The 15,297-nt window shown below is 63.9% G+C and carries 15 protein-coding genes and 1 riboswitch; of the genes, 7 read left to right on the top strand and 8 right to left on the bottom strand.

Annotated features, from left to right (window positions below):
* Window positions 1-4: 4 nt before the first annotated feature.
* The 7 genes from ACLI1C_RS01475 (at window position 5) to ribH (ending at window position 7,006) form a co-directional block, all read left to right on the top strand.
* Window positions 5-1,111, top strand: coding sequence for a substrate-binding domain-containing protein (locus tag ACLI1C_RS01475; protein WP_411395076.1), 1,107 nt, complete (start codon window positions 5-7; stop codon window positions 1,109-1,111).
* Between the two features lie 68 nt (window positions 1,112-1,179).
* The gene (locus ACLI1C_RS01470; RefSeq protein ID WP_411395075.1) at window positions 1,180-2,097 is read left to right on the top strand and encodes a polysaccharide deacetylase family protein; all 918 of its coding nucleotides are present in this window, start codon (window positions 1,180-1,182) and stop codon (window positions 2,095-2,097) included.
* 14 nt (window positions 2,098-2,111) lie between these two features.
* Window positions 2,112-3,332 (top strand): L-2-hydroxyglutarate oxidase, encoded by a 1,221-nt coding sequence (gene lhgO, locus ACLI1C_RS01465; RefSeq protein ID WP_411395074.1) that lies wholly within the window; start codon window positions 2,112-2,114, stop codon window positions 3,330-3,332.
* A 164-nt stretch (window positions 3,333-3,496) separates the two neighbouring features.
* Window positions 3,497-3,646: riboswitch (FMN riboswitch) on the top strand.
* 89 nt (window positions 3,647-3,735) lie between these two features.
* The gene (gene ribD / locus ACLI1C_RS01460) at window positions 3,736-4,785 is read left to right on the top strand and encodes a bifunctional diaminohydroxyphosphoribosylaminopyrimidine deaminase/5-amino-6-(5-phosphoribosylamino)uracil reductase RibD (RefSeq protein WP_411395073.1); all 1,050 of its coding nucleotides are present in this window, start codon (window positions 3,736-3,738) and stop codon (window positions 4,783-4,785) included.
* Complete coding sequence (locus ACLI1C_RS01455) at window positions 4,766-5,374, top strand: riboflavin synthase (RefSeq protein WP_411395072.1); 609 nt, start codon at window positions 4,766-4,768, stop codon at window positions 5,372-5,374. The genes ribD and ACLI1C_RS01455 overlap by 20 nt, the downstream gene beginning before the upstream one ends.
* Window positions 5,350-6,570, top strand: a complete 1,221-nt coding sequence (gene ribB / locus ACLI1C_RS01450; RefSeq protein ID WP_411395071.1) for a 3,4-dihydroxy-2-butanone-4-phosphate synthase — start codon at window positions 5,350-5,352, stop codon at window positions 6,568-6,570. The genes ACLI1C_RS01455 and ribB overlap by 25 nt, the downstream gene beginning before the upstream one ends.
* Entirely contained in the window at window positions 6,563-7,006 is a 444-nt protein-coding gene (gene ribH / locus ACLI1C_RS01445; RefSeq protein ID WP_411395070.1) for a 6,7-dimethyl-8-ribityllumazine synthase, read from the top strand. Before ribB ends, ribH begins: the two co-directional genes overlap by 8 nt.
* A 124-nt stretch (window positions 7,007-7,130) precedes the next feature.
* Here ribH and ACLI1C_RS01440 read toward each other — a convergent pair whose 3' ends face one another.
* The 8 genes from ACLI1C_RS01440 to ACLI1C_RS01405 all read right to left on the bottom strand — a co-directional run bounded on the left by ACLI1C_RS01440 (window position 7,131) and on the right by ACLI1C_RS01405 (window position 15,240).
* The gene (locus ACLI1C_RS01440; protein WP_411395069.1) at window positions 7,131-7,739 is read right to left on the bottom strand and encodes a hypothetical protein; all 609 of its coding nucleotides are present in this window, start codon (window positions 7,737-7,739) and stop codon (window positions 7,131-7,133) included.
* 361 nt (window positions 7,740-8,100) lie between these two features.
* The gene (locus tag ACLI1C_RS01435; RefSeq protein WP_411395068.1) at window positions 8,101-9,087 is read right to left on the bottom strand and encodes a diguanylate cyclase; all 987 of its coding nucleotides are present in this window, start codon (window positions 9,085-9,087) and stop codon (window positions 8,101-8,103) included.
* A 158-nt stretch (window positions 9,088-9,245) separates the two neighbouring features.
* Window positions 9,246-10,259, bottom strand: coding sequence for an ABC transporter ATP-binding protein (locus ACLI1C_RS01430; protein WP_411395067.1), 1,014 nt, complete (start codon window positions 10,257-10,259; stop codon window positions 9,246-9,248).
* Window positions 10,260-10,279: 20 nt separating this feature from the next.
* Window positions 10,280-11,305 (bottom strand): zinc-binding dehydrogenase, encoded by a 1,026-nt coding sequence (locus tag ACLI1C_RS01425; RefSeq protein ID WP_411398181.1) that lies wholly within the window; start codon window positions 11,303-11,305, stop codon window positions 10,280-10,282.
* A gap of 22 nt (window positions 11,306-11,327) precedes the next feature.
* Window positions 11,328-12,146, bottom strand: coding sequence for a carbohydrate ABC transporter permease (locus tag ACLI1C_RS01420; protein ID WP_411395066.1), 819 nt, complete (start codon window positions 12,144-12,146; stop codon window positions 11,328-11,330).
* Complete coding sequence (locus ACLI1C_RS01415; protein WP_411395065.1) at window positions 12,143-13,003, bottom strand: carbohydrate ABC transporter permease; 861 nt, start codon at window positions 13,001-13,003, stop codon at window positions 12,143-12,145. The genes ACLI1C_RS01420 and ACLI1C_RS01415 overlap by 4 nt, the downstream gene beginning before the upstream one ends.
* A 62-nt stretch (window positions 13,004-13,065) precedes the next feature.
* A complete protein-coding gene (locus ACLI1C_RS01410) occupies window positions 13,066-14,370 on the bottom strand; it encodes an ABC transporter substrate-binding protein (protein ID WP_411395064.1) in 1,305 nt (434 codons plus the stop codon).
* 42 nt (window positions 14,371-14,412) lie between these two features.
* Entirely contained in the window at window positions 14,413-15,240 is an 828-nt protein-coding gene (locus tag ACLI1C_RS01405; protein WP_411395063.1) for a sugar phosphate isomerase/epimerase family protein, read from the bottom strand.
* Window positions 15,241-15,297: the final 57 nt, after the last annotated feature.

Below are 15,297 nucleotides of genomic sequence, written 5' to 3'. Positions count from 1 at the left end.
AGACATGAAGAGACTGCTTCAGACAACGGCGCTTGCCAGCCTGCTGCTGGCCATGCCGATGGCATCGCCCGCCTGGGCCGATGCGGTGAGCGACGCCAAGGCCTATGTGGCCGAGATCACCAAGCCCAATCCGCCCTGGACCGGACCGACCACCGGACCGGTCGCCCAGGCCGGCAAGACCATCGTCTATGTGGCCGCCGACCTGCGCAATGGCGGCGTGCTGGGGGTGGTCAGGGGTGTCGAGGAGGCCGCTGCGGCCATCGGCTGGGACGTGCGCGTCATTGACGGCGGCGGCACGGTTTCGGGTCGCTCGGCAGCCATCCAACAGGCCATCGCGCTGGCCCCGGACGGGATCATCCTGGGTTCGGTCGACGGCAATGAACAGGCCGAGGGCATTCGCCAGGCCGATGCCGACGGCATCAAGGTCGTCGGCTGGCATTCAACCGCCACCACCGGCCCGTCCGACTCGCTGCCCATCTTCACCAACATCACCACCGATCCGCTGGAAATCTCGCGTGCCGCCGCGTCATTCGTGGTCGCGGACAGCGAGGGCAAGGCCGGCGTAGTGATCTTTACCGACAGCGTCTACGAGATCGCCATCGCCAAGTCCGACGCCATGGCCGAGGTGATCAGGGCCTGCGACACCTGCACGCTGCTGACCACCGAGGACACGCCACTGGCCGAGGCCTCGACCCGCATGCCGCCGCTCACCAACGCCCTGTTGCAGCGCTACGGCGAGAGCTGGACCCATTCGCTGACCATCAACGACCTGCCGCTCGACTTCATGGCGCCTGTGCTGCAATCAGCCGGCAGGGCTCCCGATGGTTTCCCCCGAAACGTCTCGGCTGGCGATGGCTCGGAGGCCGCCTTCCAGCGCATCCATCAGAATTACTATCAGTGGGGCACAGTGGCCGAGCCGCTGAACCTGCACGGCTGGCAGGCAGTCGATGAACTCAACCGCGCCTTCGCCGGCGAGGCCGATTCCGGCTATGTCGTGCCGGTTCATCTTTTCCTGCCCCAGAATGTGAACGAGGACGGCGGCGCCAACTTCGTCTTCGATCCCGACAACGGCTATCGCGACGCCTACAAGGCGATCTGGGGCGTCAGCTAGCCACCCGATACCGGCGCACGGCACGCCCGTGCGCCGACCTTCCCAAATTGCCACAGGAGAAGTTCCAAATGCCCGGCGCATTCTGGCCAGATGATATTCGACTTGTCATTTCGATATCCATGCAGTTCGAAGCGGGCGGCGAGGCGCCGTACGGGCCGGGCGGGCCCTTTTCGGGCTTTATCGACATGGATCCTACCTATCCCGATTTCCCCACCAAAAGCTGGTATCGCTACGGCTATGTCGAGGGCCTGCAGCGCATGATGGACCTGTGGGACAAGCACAGGGTGAAGGTCACTTCGCATATGGTCGGGTCCGCCGTCGATCGCAGCCCGGCGGTGGCCAGGGAAATCGTCGAACGCGGACACGAAGCGGCGGCCCATGGGCGTGACTGGATAATGCAGGTCAATCTGCAGGAGCCCGAGGAACGCAAGTTCATACGCGACAATGTCGACTCGATCCGCCGGGCCACCGGCGTGGCGCCGACCGGTTACAATGGCGCGGCCATGCGGGGCACCATCAACACGCTCAAGATCCTGCAGGAAGAGGGCTTCAATTATCACATCGACGACGTGAGCCGCGACGAGCCCTTTGTCATCCCGGTGCGAGGCCGCGATTTTGCCGTGGTGCCCTATTCGGTGACGCTCAACGACATCATCCAGTTCGAGGGCTACAAGTTCACCAATACCGAGTACGAGCGCCAGCTCCAGGACGAGTTCGACGTGCTCTACGAAGAGGCGGCCAACCGTCGGCGGATGATGTCGATCTCGACTCATGACCGAGTGCAGGGCCGGCCCTTCAGGGTGCGCTCGCTCGATCGTTTCCTCAATTACGCCCTCAAGCACAAGGGCGTCGTCTGCCTGCGCAAAGATGAGATCGCAGCCTTTGCCCTGAGCGAGCCCAGCATCGTCCGCGACATCAACACCCATGACGAATGGGCCGATTGGGAGCGCCGCAATGGCGCCCAGCGGATTACGCCGATCGCATAGGCCTGGAGCGCACCGTGACTGACATTGCAATCATTGGTGGGGGTATCGTCGGTGTCGCAACCGCGCACACGCTGCTGAACCGGCATCCCGGGATCAGCGTCACCGTGCTGGAAAAAGAAGACAGCCTTTCCCGCCACCAGACCGGTCGCAATAGTGGGGTTGTCCATGCCGGCATCTATTACGCCCCGGGAAGCCTAAAGGCCGAGTTCTGCCGGCGCGGCCTGGCTGCGACTTTCGCCTATTGTACCGAGCGCGGCATTGCCCTGGAGCGGCCCGGCAAGCTGCTGGTCGCCACCAGCCCGACCGAGATGCAGCGGCTGGCGGCGCTGAAGGCGCGGGCAGAGCAGAACGAGCTGGAGGTGCGCGACGTCACGGCCGCCGAGCTGCGCGAGCTGGAACCCAATATCGTGGGGCTGGGCGCCCTGTTGAGTCCTGCAACCGGCATTGTCGATTATCCGGGCATGGTGCGCTCGATGGCGGCGGAAGTCGTAGCTTTGGGCGGCGACATCCGGTTTGGTGCCGAGGTGACGAGTATCACCGAAACCCCCAACGAGGTCCGCGTGGAGCTCGGCGACGGCCAGGAGCTGCGGGCGCGGCATGTCATTGCCTGTGCCGGGCTCAATGCGGACCGGCTTGCGGCCATGTGCGGCCTGGCCGAGGACTTCTCCATCGTGCCGTTCAAGGGCGAGTATTACCGGTTGGCGCCGCGCCACGACGCCGTCGTCAGCCACCTCATCTATCCGGTGCCCGATCCCGAGCTGCCCTTTCTGGGCATCCATCTGACGCGGATGATCGGTGGCTACGTCACCGTCGGGCCCAACGCCGTCCTGTCGCTGGCGCGCGAGAACTACGGCAAGCTGGCGGTGAATGCCGGCGATGTCGCCGACATGGCCCGGTCTCCCGGCTTCTGGCGGGTCATGCGGAACAATCTGCGTTCCGGCCTGGCCGAAGCGGCCAATTCAGCGTTCAAGCACCGCTATCTCAAGGCCTGCCAACGCTATTGTCCGTCACTGGAACTAGGCGATCTATTGCCGCATCCAGCAGGTATCCGGGCACAGGCGGTGATGCGGGATGGCACACTGGTCCACGATTTCCTCATCAGAAACACCGCGCGCACTATCCACATCTGCAACGCCCCGTCCCCGGCCGCGACCTCGGCGCTGCCCATCGCCGATCATATCCACAAGCTGGCTATGGGCACCTTTGCCCTCAAGGGAAACAGCCCTGCTGCTTGACCTGCGGACCTGTCGCTGCCCTGGCGGCCGGGGTAGAATGAGTACCGCGTTGGGGAAGGCCTGCTCATCCGGGCTTTTCCAACAGCAGTCACAGCTGAGATGGCTTCACCGGTTACGCCTTTGTGCCCACTTGATCTCGTCGGCCTCACTCCCTATTCCAACATCAGTGTTCTCAGGGCGGGGTGAAATTCCCCACCGGCGGTAATTGTGTCTTTCGGCACATCAGCCCGCGAGCGCCCATCCCTTGGGGTGGGGTCAGCAGACCCGGTGTAATTCCGGGGCCGACGGTATAGTCCGGATGGAAGAGAACCGATGATTGTGCACGCGCGCTTTCCGTTCACCGGACAGCGCGTGTTCGTCGTCATTTGCCCTGGAACGCGTCTGTAGTGACGACGGAACGGGCATGAACACAGCCATAGGCATTTTCAATCCGGATATCCTGCCGCAGCCGATCCTGCGCGCCTTCGCGCGCGCGCTGGATGCGGCGCGGGCCAATGAAGGGGCCACGGCGCCCAACCCGCCGGTCGGCTGCGTGTTGCTCGACGCCGCGGGGCGGGAACTGGCCGTCGGCGCGCATAGGCGAGCGGGGCAGGCTCACGCCGAAGCCGGGGCCATCGTGCTGGCCCGCGCGGCTGGCCTTGCCGACAAGATCGACAGCGTCGTGGTGACGCTCGAGCCCTGCAATCACCAGGGCCGCACGCCGCCTTGCGCGGAGGCCATCCTGAGCACCGGCGCACGCCAGGTGTGGATCGCGTGCCGCGATCCCAACCCCCAAGTGAAAGGTGGCGGCGCCGAGCGGCTGCATGCTGCAGGGCTCGATGTGCACTTCTTGTCCGATCTGCGTCATCCAGGGGCCGCCCCGCTTCTTGCTGATGCCGAGCGGTTGCTTGCGCCGTTTTCAAAGCGAAGCCGCACCGGCCTGCCGTTCATTACCATCAAGCAGGCCATCTCTACATCGGGGCTCATGCTACCGGCGGCGGGACAGAAGACCTTCACCAGCGCAACCTCACTTGAACTGGCTCATCGCTTGCGCCGCCGAGCCGACGCCATCCTCACCGGCTCCGGGACGGTTTTGGCGGACAACCCGCTGTTCACCGTGCGGCATGTGCCCGACCACAGCGACAAGCAGCGCATGCTGGTCATTCTCGACCGGCGGCGGCGCGTTTCCGCAGACTATCTGGACGCCGCCCGGCAGCGCGGCTTCGCCGTGCATCTCGTCGATGATCTGGATCAGGCGCAGGGCATGATCGGGACTGCCGGCGGGATGGAAGTGCTCGTCGAAGCCGGCCCGACCCTGACCGCGCATATGCTTGAAACGGCCCTATGGGACGAGCACGTGCTGATCGAACAGGCCGCCAGCGCGGACGGCACCGACCGGGTGACGCTGCGCCGCAATCGGGCCGCCACTTCTTTTTTAACGGGAAAGGAAAGAGATGTTCTCGGGCATCATTGAAACACTGGCGCCTGTGACGCTGGCCGCGCCCAGCGGCGGGTCGCTCGAAATCGAACTCGAAAGCGGCTGGCGCGACCTGTCGCTGGGCGAAAGCATTGCGGTCAACGGCGTGTGCCTGACCGTGACACGGTTCGATGAAACGGGCCGGGCCCGGTTCTTCATCAGCCCCGAATCCCTGGTCCGCACCACCCTTGGTCGTCTTGCCGCGGGCGACAAGGCCAATCTCGAACGGGCAGTCACCCTCGATACCCGCCTCTCGGGACACCTGGTGCAGGGGCATGTCGATGGGCTGGCGCGGCTGGTGGAGCGGGTCGAGGCCGACGGCGCCTGGCGACACGTCTTCCTGCTGCCCGCCGCACTGGGACGCTATTGCGTCGAAAAGGGCTCGATCGCGCTCAACGGCATCAGCCTGACCATCAATGGCCTTGAGGACCGGGAGGATGGTGTTGCCGTGCTGGTGACCATCATCCCGCATACCTGGAACCATACCAATCTGCACGCCCTCGCCACCGGCGACGACCTCAATGTCGAGGTCGACGTCATGGCCAAATATGTGGAGCGCCTATGTCTGCCCTATCTCAGGCCCTGACCCAATTGCGCAATGGCGGCATGGTCATCCTGGTCGACGACGAGGATCGCGAGAACGAGGGCGATCTTGTCATTGCCGCCGAATATGCGACACCGGACGCCATCAACTTCATGGCCCGCCACGGTCGCGGCCTGATCTGCCTGGCGCTGACCGGCGCGCAGGTGGACCGGCTTGGCCTTGCCCCGATGGTGGCCAACAATCGCGCGCGCCGTTCAACGGCCTTCACGGTTTCCATCGAGGCCGTCGAGGGTATCACGACCGGCATATCGGCCCATGACCGGGCCAGAACCGTGCAGGTTGCGAGCGACCCCGGTGTCAGGGCTGCCGACATCGCCTCCCCGGGCCATGTCTTCCCGCTGCGGGCAGCCGAGGGCGGCGTGCTGGCGCGCGATGGCCATACCGAAGGGGCCATCGACCTCATGCTTCTGGCCGGCCTGCGGCCCGCCGGCGTGATCTGCGAGATCATGCGCGACGACGGGCAGATGGCGCGCCGCCCCGATCTCGATATCGTCGCCCGGGAGCACAATCTTCCCGTCCTGACGATCCGGGACATCATCGCCCATCGCCTGGCAAGCGAAACGCTGGTGGACGAGGTGGCGCGGTCGGAGCTGCCCACCCAGTATTCGCCAATCCCGCTGGAGGTTCGCGCCTTCCGCAGCCGCCTGGACGGCACCGAACATCTGGCCCTGATCCGCAATCCCCTGGGCAGCATCCCGCTGGTGCGGCTGCATTCGGAGTGCCTTACCGGCGATGCGCTCGGGTCGCTGCGTTGCGATTGCGGGCCGCAATTGCAGGAATCCCTGCGCCAGATCGCCACCGGCGACGGCGGCGCCCTGATCTATCTGCGGGGGCAGGAGGGCCGGGGCATCGGGCTGGCAAACAAGATAAGGGCCTATGCCTTGCAGGATCAGGGTCACGATACGGTCGAGGCCAATACCGCGCTGGGCTTTGCGCCCGATGCCCGCGACTACGGCATTGCCGGACAGATCCTGCGGGGGCTCGGCATCGCGCGGTTGCGGCTGTTGTCGAACAATCCGGACAAGGCCCTGTCGCTTGAGCAGTTCGGCATCGACGTCGTCGCGCGCCTGCCGCTCGAAATCCCCGCCAATCCCCATAACTGGCGCTATCTCGCCACCAAGCGAGACAAGTTCGGCCACACCTTCACCCCCCAGTCTCCAGAGAGCCAGAATGTCTGAAACCACACCCCGCCTCGCCATCATCGTCAGCCAGTTCAACCCCGAGGTCACCCATGGCCTGCGCGATGGAGCGCTGGCCTATCTCAGCGAGAACGGCGTCGCGATTGCGCCGGACGATATCTACCCGGCCCCGGGCGCCTTCGAAATCCCGCTCATCGCCAAGCGGCTGGCGCAATCAGGCTTTGACGGCGTGATCTGTCTTGGTTGCGTCATCAAGGGCGATACGGCGCATTTCGAATATATCAGCGAGGCTGCCGCCCATGGCCTGATGCAGGCTGGGCTTGAAACCGGCAAGCCCATCACCTTCGGCATATTGACGACCTTTACGGACGAGCAGGCCATCCTGCGCAGCCGCAGGGACGAGCATAACAAGGGTCGGGAAGCCGCCGCTGCCTGTCTGGAAGCCCTGCGGACGCTGGACGCCATCGGCGGCTAGGACACTGGGATCGCCGACCCGGCCCGGCTGGCTGGACTTAAAGGCCTTGCTGGCAGTCAGCCGCCCACTCAGCAGACCGGCAGCTTTCGGGAATGGCTGGTCGATGGACCGCAAGGCGCCTGGATCACCGCGATACAGGCGGCTTGGGCCGGGGAATGCCGACCTCGTTCATGTCGATCTGGGGCCGGAACACTGCCTCGGCCTTGCGAACGGCCATTTCGATACGGGCATTGATCTCATCTTCGCCCTCGGCATCGTCCCACACCGTGTCCTCCCACTGGGCGCTGCGCCTGCGGTCCGAGGGGCCCTGCGCGCCCTGGCGCGTCTGGATGAGCATCTTTGCCGCCTGTGTCACATCCCCGTGCACGCCGCTTATGATGTCGTAGGGCTCGACAGCGCCGGCACCGAGCAGGGCATGGACCCGATAGCGCCGTGCGCGCATCCGTCCGAAGAAATCGCCATCCTCGGCGAGCCGGCGCAAGATTGGTGAATAAATGTCATGTCCCGATTGCGTCGGCTGCGGCTCGTCATCCTCGTCGGCACGCGCAGGGGAGCGGACCCATTTGAAGATATCGCGCGCCTCGTAGAATTCACTCAGCGCGATCTCCGCCAACTCCATGCGTCGCCGGCCGGCTTCCTCGTTCCGCCATGCCGAGAGACTTTTGATCCCCTGCCAGGCAGCAAGCGCGGCAGCAATCGCAACAACCCAGTCCGGAACACTACCATAATCCATGCGGTCATCCCCTCATCACAGCGCTTGTATGACCATAGTGCCGGAATGGAGTGTCGCCAAAGCCAATGCGCGTATCCACCGGACTTGTCATGATGACGCTCCTGCAGATGTCATTGGACACGCCTCGCAATGGGCACAGGATCACCGTGAGCCGCAACTCCAAGTGGGAACAATGCACCTCTCGGCTGCGCGCCCTCCCCAGGAGCCACGCAGGAACGTCCGCCTTGCCTTGACACATCGCGGCCGAAACCTGACCAGGAATGCGCTGCGGGGTTTCGCTGCTGGCAGGTCAGAGCGGGACACATTGGGACGGCAGAGCGTCGGCCAGCTCGTAGACCATTTTGGTTGGCCGGAGGGTGATCTACATGGCGGCCCGCGTGTCTGAAATGCTGTCGGTGACGATGCGGTTTCGACCCGAACGCTTCGCGTTGAGCAAGGCCGTATCTGCGCGGTGGAACACGCTGAGTACGTCCTCACCGCTCATCGCTTCGGCAGCCCCCATACTGATAGTGACGGGCACGCGCGCAGTAGCAATCGCGAGGCCTTCCACCATGCCACGTAATCGCTCGGCGACGTCGACGCAGCCCGCCAGGTCGGTGCACGGCAGGAAAATGCCGAACTCTTCCCCGCCCAGGCGACCTACGATATCGGTGGCGCGCAGCCCCGATTTCAGCGTATCCACCAAGGCCTTGAGCACCTGATCGCCAACGTCGTGGCCATATTGGTCATTGATAGACTTGAAGTGGTCGGCATCAATCATGAGGCAACTGCTCGCCGACTTACTCCGGCGGCCCAACAGTAGCTCCCGCTCGCACATGTCGAAAAATGTCTTGCGCCTCAGTGCGCCTGTCAGGCCATCAATCGACGCCAGGCGCCGCAACTCAAGCTGCTCGTTGACGAGGGCGGCCAGGTCTTTCAACAGCCCCAATTCCTGCTGGCTGATGTCCCTCGGTGCAGTGTCGATGGCGCAAACGGCGCCAAGGGCAGCCCCGTCCGACGATACGACAGGATAGCCCGCATAGAATCTGATATGGGGATCACCGACAACCAGAGGGTTGCTGTCGAAGCGCAAGTCCTGCGTTGCATCCGTCACAACCATCGCGCCATGTTCCAGCATGGTGTGGGCACAAAACGACGCGCTCCGAGGGGTCTCTGTAGCTGCCAGACCTATGCGAGACTTGAACCACTGCCGATGGTCATCAACCAACGTCACCGCGGCAATCGGCACCCGCAGGGCCGCTGCAACGATCCGCGTGAGGCGGTCAAAGGTCTCCTCTGGTGCTGTGTCGAGAATATCGTATCGGCGGAGGACCTGCAGACGCAGATCCTCGTTTGTATCGCTGGACAACAGCACCTCCTCTGCATCTGACTGGATCGTAATCTGCACAGCTTAACGATTGATCGTTCGGCCACGCAGATCCCACCATCCATTGGCATTTGTGATGCCTAAACAGAGTTCACCTGCCTCTCAAGGCAAGCACGGACCTGACCACGTCATTCCGAAGCTCACAGCTCCCCGTCCATTCTGGCGCCTTTGGCGTCAAATCGGAGGACGTCCGCATCGCTGGCCTGCAGCACGACCGCGTCGCCATGCACGAAAGCGGACGTGCCGGGCGTGCGGACAATCATCGGTTCGTCTGCGCCGATGTCGACATAGACGTAGGATTCGGAACCGAGATGTTCGGTGCGCAGCACCCTACCCGCCCAGCCTTCGCCACTGGCGCTGACGGTCAGGTGTTCCGGACGCACGCCGATTGTTGTGGCACCAAACCGTGCCGCATGCTCGCCGGCCAGCAGGTTCATCTTCGGCGAGCCGATGAACCCGGCCACGAACAGGGAAGCGGGTCGCTCGTAAAGGTCCAGTGGCTTGCCGACCTGCTCGACCCGACCCGCATTGAGCACAACGATACGATCGGCCAGGGTCATGGCTTCGACCTGATCATGCGTCACATAGATCATGGTCGTGTCGGGCAGCGACTGCTTCAGCGTCGCGATTTCGAGGCGGGTCTGCACGCGCAGGGCCGCGTCCAGGTTGCTCAGCGGCTCGTCGAACAGGAAGACCTTGGGATCCCGCACGATGGCGCGGCCGATGGCGACGCGCTGGCGCTGACCGCCCGAAAGCTGCCGCGGCAGGCGCTCGAGCAGGGGCTCTAGCTGCAGCTTGCGGGCAGCATCGCGCACCTTGGCCTCGATCTCGGCCTTGCCGAGCTTCTGGATCTTGAGAGCGTAGGCCATGTTGTCGAAGACGCTCATATGGGGATAGAGCGCATAGGACTGGAACACCATGGCGATGCCGCGCTGCGATGGCGGCACCTTGGTCATATCCACGCCGTCGATGCTCAGCGTGCCGCCGCTGACCGTCTCCAGTCCCGAAATGCACCGCAGCAGGGTGGACTTGCCGCAGCCCGAGGGACCGACGAAAACCACGAATTCGCCGGACGGGATTTCCAGATTCACATTCGTGAGGATGTCGAAGGCGCCGAAGCGCTTGTCGAGATTGGTGATCGTGAGCTTGGCCATGGATGCAATTCCGTGTCGTCCTAACGGACGAACACGGCCTTTTCGGTTTCGCGTTGATCAAAGAGACGGAAGGCGGTTTCGGCCTCGTCGAGCCGGAAGGTATGGGTGGCAAGCCGTTCCAGGTCGATCTTGTGCGTGCCGATGGTCGTCAGGATGTCCTGGTATTCGTTGATGCCGAAATACCAGGAGCCGAACACGGTCAGCTGTTTGCGGATGAGCTGGTCGCTGGGGCGGATGGTGGTCTGGGCATTTTCTCCGACAAAGGCCATGCGGCCGAGCGGGGCGAGCGCATCGAGCGCCATATTGTGCGCGACGGTATTGCCCGAGCAATCGATGGCGCCGGTGAGGCCCTCTCCGCCCGAGAACTCCCGGATGGCCTCGACTGCCTGGGGATCGGTGGGATCAAGCACCAAGTCGGCACCGAGCCTTTCGGCGAACTCCCTTCTTTCGGCAATCGGGTCGAGCGCCACCACCTGGCCACCCAGCGCCTTGGCCGCGAGCACGCCGCTCGACCCCATCGGCCCCAGGCCCCAGATGCCGATGCGCGACAAGCCGTTGACGCCCACCTTGCGGCAGGCGGAGAACAGCGTGCCGAAGGCGTCGGTCGAGATAGCGGCGGCTACAGCCGACATGTGCTCGGGGACCTTCAGGAGGTTGCGCGCCGGCACTTTGAGGAATTCGGCATTGCCGCCATCCATGGTGAAGCCGAGGCATTTCCACTTGGCGCAGAGGTGCATGTCGCCCCGCCGGCAATGGGCGCAGACGCCGCAACCGACAGCGAGATAGACAGCAACGCGATCGCCGACGGCGAACTCGGTAACCGCCTCGCCGGTGGCCACCACGGTGCCTGCCGGTTCGTGGCCGCAGACGAAACCGCCCGTTGCCTCCCCGCCCCCGACCACGGCATTGCCATAGTAGAGGCTCAGGTCGCTGCGGCAGATGCATGAGGCATGCATCTCGACCAGCACATCGTCGGGACCGACCTCGGGTACGGGGATCGAACGGATTTCCACCTGCTTGTTGCCGGGAAGGAAGACGGCTTGCATCTGGGACACGGAATCTCTCCTGTTATTTGACGGCGCCGGCCGTGAGGCCGCGCACGAAGGATCGCTGCATGGCGAGGAACAGCACGACGAGCGGCGCGAAAGCGATCAGTCCGGCGGCAGCGATGCCGCCATAGTCGACGCCGTAGCGGCCCTGCAGGCTTGCCGCCCCCACGGTCAACGGCTTGAGGGTTTCCGTCTGGAACACCACCAGCGGCAGCAGGTATTCCTGCCAGGCGAACAGAAAGACGATCAGTCCCAGGGACATGAGCCCGGGCTTGACCACCGGTACGACGATGGTGAGGAAAATCTTGAGCAGGCCAGCGCCATCCATGACGGCGGCTTCGACCAGTTCATCGGGCACGTCCTGCATCACCGTGCGCATCATGAAGACCGAGAACGGCATCAGCAGCGCCGCCTGGGGCAGGATGACCCCGATACGGTTGTCGATGAGCCCGGCCGCCTGCAGGTTGCCGTAGAGCGCCACGATCACCGAAGGCGCCGGCACCACGAGGCCGGCCAGGAACAGTGCGAACAAGATTTCCTTGCCCGGAAAGCGCAGCTTGGCAAAGGCAAAGCCCGCCAAAGGCGCCGTCAGCAGCACCAGGATGGTGACGCTGACCGCAGTGATGACGCTGTTCATGAAGTAGGTGGCAAAGCCCGCTTCATTCCAGATCCGGCCGAAATTGGCGAAATTGATCGGCCAGCTCAGCGTCAGCGGCCCGGAAAACAGGTCGGCCTCGCTGCGGATGGCGGCCAGGAAGACGAGATAGACCGGCACCAGCGCATAGAGCACGAATACCAGGAGGATGAGGTTCTGGACGAGACGGGTATTTTTGGTCATGGCTTCCTCAGGAGTGCAAAGGCGCCGGCGCTGATGCTGAGGACGATGATGAGCAGCACCACAGAGAGGGTGGCCGCGTAGCCGAAGTCACCGACCAGGAAAAAGGTCTTGTAGATGTGGGTCGTCAACACCTCGGTCGCATAGCCGGGGCCGCCCTGGGTCGTGACCCAGACCAGGTCGAAGAAGCGCATCGCCTCGATGGCGGCATAGAGCCCGAGAAAGAGCGTGGAGCCGCGCAGCAGGGGCACCGTGAGGTCCCGGAATTTGCGCCACCAGCTCGCTCCGTCGATTGAGGCGGCCTCGTAGAGGGCCGGGTCGATGGACTGGATGGCGGCGAGATAGATGATCACGCAAAAGCCGAAGAAGGTCCACGCGCCCACCACATTGAGCGACAGCAGCGCGGTGTCTTCCTGCGCCAGCCAGGCGCCGCCCAGCCCGCCCAGCCCGATTGCTTCCAGCCCGAAATTGAGCAGGCCGAAGATCGGATTGTAGATCCAGCCCCAGATGATTCCGGCGACGACCAGGGGAATGGTGCGCGGGATGAAGTAGATAGCCGCCAGCCAGCGCACCACATTGGCATTGCGCTCGGCCAGAATGGCGGCAATCACCAGCCCGGCCAGCAGTGGAAAGGCCAACGTCAGCACCACCCAGATGGCATTGTGCCAGAGCGCGACCCAGAACACGCCGTCACCGAGCAGTCGCTGATAGTTGGCAAGGCCGATGAAATCGCCGGCAATGCCGTTATCCCAGTCAAAAAAGCTGAAGCCGAAGACCTGCAGGATCGGCAGGCCGACGAAGAGCAGGTAAAGGGCCAGTGAAGGCGCCAGAAACAGGTAGGCGGATCGGGTGGTCAGCATGGCGCACTCCCATTGGGGCTTGAAGCGGTGGGCTCCCGTGGAGCCCACCGCTTGCGAAGGTGTCAGGGCACCCAGCGCTCGCCATTGTCGATGGCGGTCTGCCAGGCCGTATCCATGGCGGCCAGGAATTCATCGACGGTGACGTCGCCACCGATTAGCCGCTGCAGTTCGGCATAGAGCACCTGCGTCATGCTTTCGGGGAGCGTGGTATGCAGGTCGTAGAAGTTGGTATCCGGCGTGGCCAGGCCTTGGGTGTAGAACGACTTGACGATGGGCAGCGCATCCCACTGCTCGAGCTCCTCGGGGGTCGTGCCGATCGGGACGAGGAAGCCCTTCTCCACCCAGACTTCGCGGCTCGCCGGCGAGATCAGGCAGTTGATGTAGGCTGCCGCAGCATCCTTGACGTCCTGGCTAGCGTTGGCGGAGACCTGCCACTGCGAGCCTTCACCCCACATCGTGCCGGGCGCTACGCCCTCCCCGATCGGAGGCAGCATGAAGACGCCGAGGTCGAACGAGGCCCCCCGCGCCATGTCCTGCAAAACCCAGGAGCCGGTGATGGTCATGGCGGCCCGGCCGGCCAGGAACAGCGCATTGGCTTCATCATAACCGATGCCGTTGAAGCCGTTGGGGAAGTAGCCGTTCTCAGCCCAGGACTGGAACGTCTCGGCGGCCAGCTTGAACTGGTCGTTGGCCCAGGGCGTATCGCCGAACAGCACTTCCTCCTCGGCAGCCTTGCCGGCGCTCAGGCCCAGCAGCAGGCTCAGCGTATTGGTGGCCGGCCAGCGATCGCGATTGCCGAAGGCGATGGGGGTGATACCCTTTTCCTTGAAGGCCTCCACCGCCGCCTGGAACTCGGCATAGGTGGTGGGGACGGCGATGCCGTTTTCCTCGAAGAGAGCCGGGTTGTAGTAGACCCCCATCAGATCCTGCTCCATCGGCACGCCATAGATGGCGCCCTCGAAGCTGTTGCGACCACGGTAGAAGTCGTTGATGCCCTCCCAGCCATACTGCGTGTAGTAGTCATCGAGCGGGGCAAGGGCGCCGACCCGGGCATAGCCGGCCAGCACCGACGCGGCCGGCCAGGTATAGGCGAGGTCCGGCGTCTTGTTGGCTGAAACAGCAAGTCGATAGCTGTCGCGGATGCCGATCGAGGGCGCGATGGTGCGCAGCACCGTAGCGCCGTTGAGGTCAGGCTCGCAGGTGCCGATCAGCTCGTCCATTGCCGGGCCGGCGGCGGTGATGCCCGCCATCGCAAACTGGTCCCACTGCGTCACCACGGTCTGGGCAGATGCCGTCTGGATCGAGACGCTGGCGGCGATGCCGGCAGCAAGCATTAACGGCAGGTGCCGCTGGGTCGAAAGTGTCATAGTTTCCTCCTTCTATGAACGGGAATTGGGTAGCGTGCCGTTTCAGGCCAGCAGTGAACGGATGTAGTCGTGAGCGCGTCGGGCCAAGTCGTCAGGCTCGACGTTGCGGCGATTGAAGCCGATCTCCATCGTCAGGTAGCCGTCGAAGCCCTCGGTCTTGAGGGCGTCGAGCAGGCTGCGGTAGTCGACCACGCCGCTACCAGGCGGCTCGCGGTTGACGTCGGCGAGATGGATGTGGGTCAGGTCGCGGCCCAGGCGATGCACGTAGTCGGTGGGCACTTCGTTGCGATAGAGCGTGTGGAAGGTGTCGAACATTGCCTTGACGTTGGGGCGGTCGACTTCCGCCAGCATGGTGATCAGGTCGTCGCAATCGTCGACCAGGTTGCTGTCGGACGCAGTCGGCTCGACGGCAACGGTGATGCCCAACGGACGCGCGAAGTCAGCGATTTCCATCAACGCCTCGCGGCTCCAGGCCCAGGCCTGGTCGCGGCTGGTGCCGTAGACCTGCCAGCCGGCAACATAGAGCAGTGTCTTGCCGCCCCATTCAGCGCAGAGCTCGGCCACCTGCTTGTACTGGTCGATGGCGCCGGCACGCTCCAGGGGATTGGCCGAGGCGACGTTGAAGCCGGGGCCGCCGCCGGGGGCGGGCAGCATGCTCGACACCGCCAGCCCGTTGTCGTCCAGCACCTGCCGGATCTCGCGGCGGCGTTCCTTGGTGAGATATTCGGGATAAGCGTGCGGGCTGGCCGCGCCGATCTCGATGCCGTCATAGCCGATGCGGGCGATGCGCTTGATGACCTCTTCAAGCGGATAGGCCGGCACCCATACCGGAAAGCTCGAATAGACCCAGGTATTGAACGCCAGTTTCAAAGGTTCCTCCTCCTTCAGGCAAAGCGGCTCCGACTTGGGAATCGGGAGATTCCAAGG

This window comes from Devosia sp. XGJD_8 (assembly GCF_046614475.1).
Classification (GTDB): domain Bacteria; phylum Pseudomonadota; class Alphaproteobacteria; order Rhizobiales; family Devosiaceae; genus Devosia.
This window is presented reverse-complemented; position numbering and strand designations above follow the sequence as displayed.

Bases quoted from the DNA above. Each gene is read 5' to 3' on its own strand.
- ACLI1C_RS01475 (WP_411395076.1), top strand. From the start codon at position 5: ATGAAGAGACTGCTTCAGACAACGGCGCTTGCCAGCCTGCTGCTGGCC.
- ACLI1C_RS01470 (WP_411395075.1), top strand. From the start codon at position 1,180: ATGCCCGGCGCATTCTGGCCAGATGATATTCGACTTGTCATTTCGATA.
- ribD (WP_411395073.1), top strand. From the start codon at position 3,736: ATGAACACAGCCATAGGCATTTTCAATCCGGATATCCTGCCGCAGCCG.
- ACLI1C_RS01455 (WP_411395072.1), top strand. From the start codon at position 4,766: ATGTTCTCGGGCATCATTGAAACACTGGCGCCTGTGACGCTGGCCGCG.
- ribB (WP_411395071.1), top strand. From the start codon at position 5,350: ATGTCTGCCCTATCTCAGGCCCTGACCCAATTGCGCAATGGCGGCATG.
- ribH (WP_411395070.1), top strand. From the start codon at position 6,563: ATGTCTGAAACCACACCCCGCCTCGCCATCATCGTCAGCCAGTTCAAC.
- ACLI1C_RS01440 (WP_411395069.1), bottom strand. From the start codon at position 7,739: ATGGATTATGGTAGTGTTCCGGACTGGGTTGTTGCGATTGCTGCCGCG.
- ACLI1C_RS01430 (WP_411395067.1), bottom strand. From the start codon at position 10,259: ATGGCCAAGCTCACGATCACCAATCTCGACAAGCGCTTCGGCGCCTTC.
- ACLI1C_RS01425 (WP_411398181.1), bottom strand. From the start codon at position 11,305: ATGCAAGCCGTCTTCCTTCCCGGCAACAAGCAGGTGGAAATCCGTTCG.
- ACLI1C_RS01420 (WP_411395066.1), bottom strand. From the start codon at position 12,146: ATGACCAAAAATACCCGTCTCGTCCAGAACCTCATCCTCCTGGTATTC.
- ACLI1C_RS01415 (WP_411395065.1), bottom strand. From the start codon at position 13,003: ATGCTGACCACCCGATCCGCCTACCTGTTTCTGGCGCCTTCACTGGCC.
- ACLI1C_RS01410 (WP_411395064.1), bottom strand. From the start codon at position 14,370: ATGACACTTTCGACCCAGCGGCACCTGCCGTTAATGCTTGCTGCCGGC.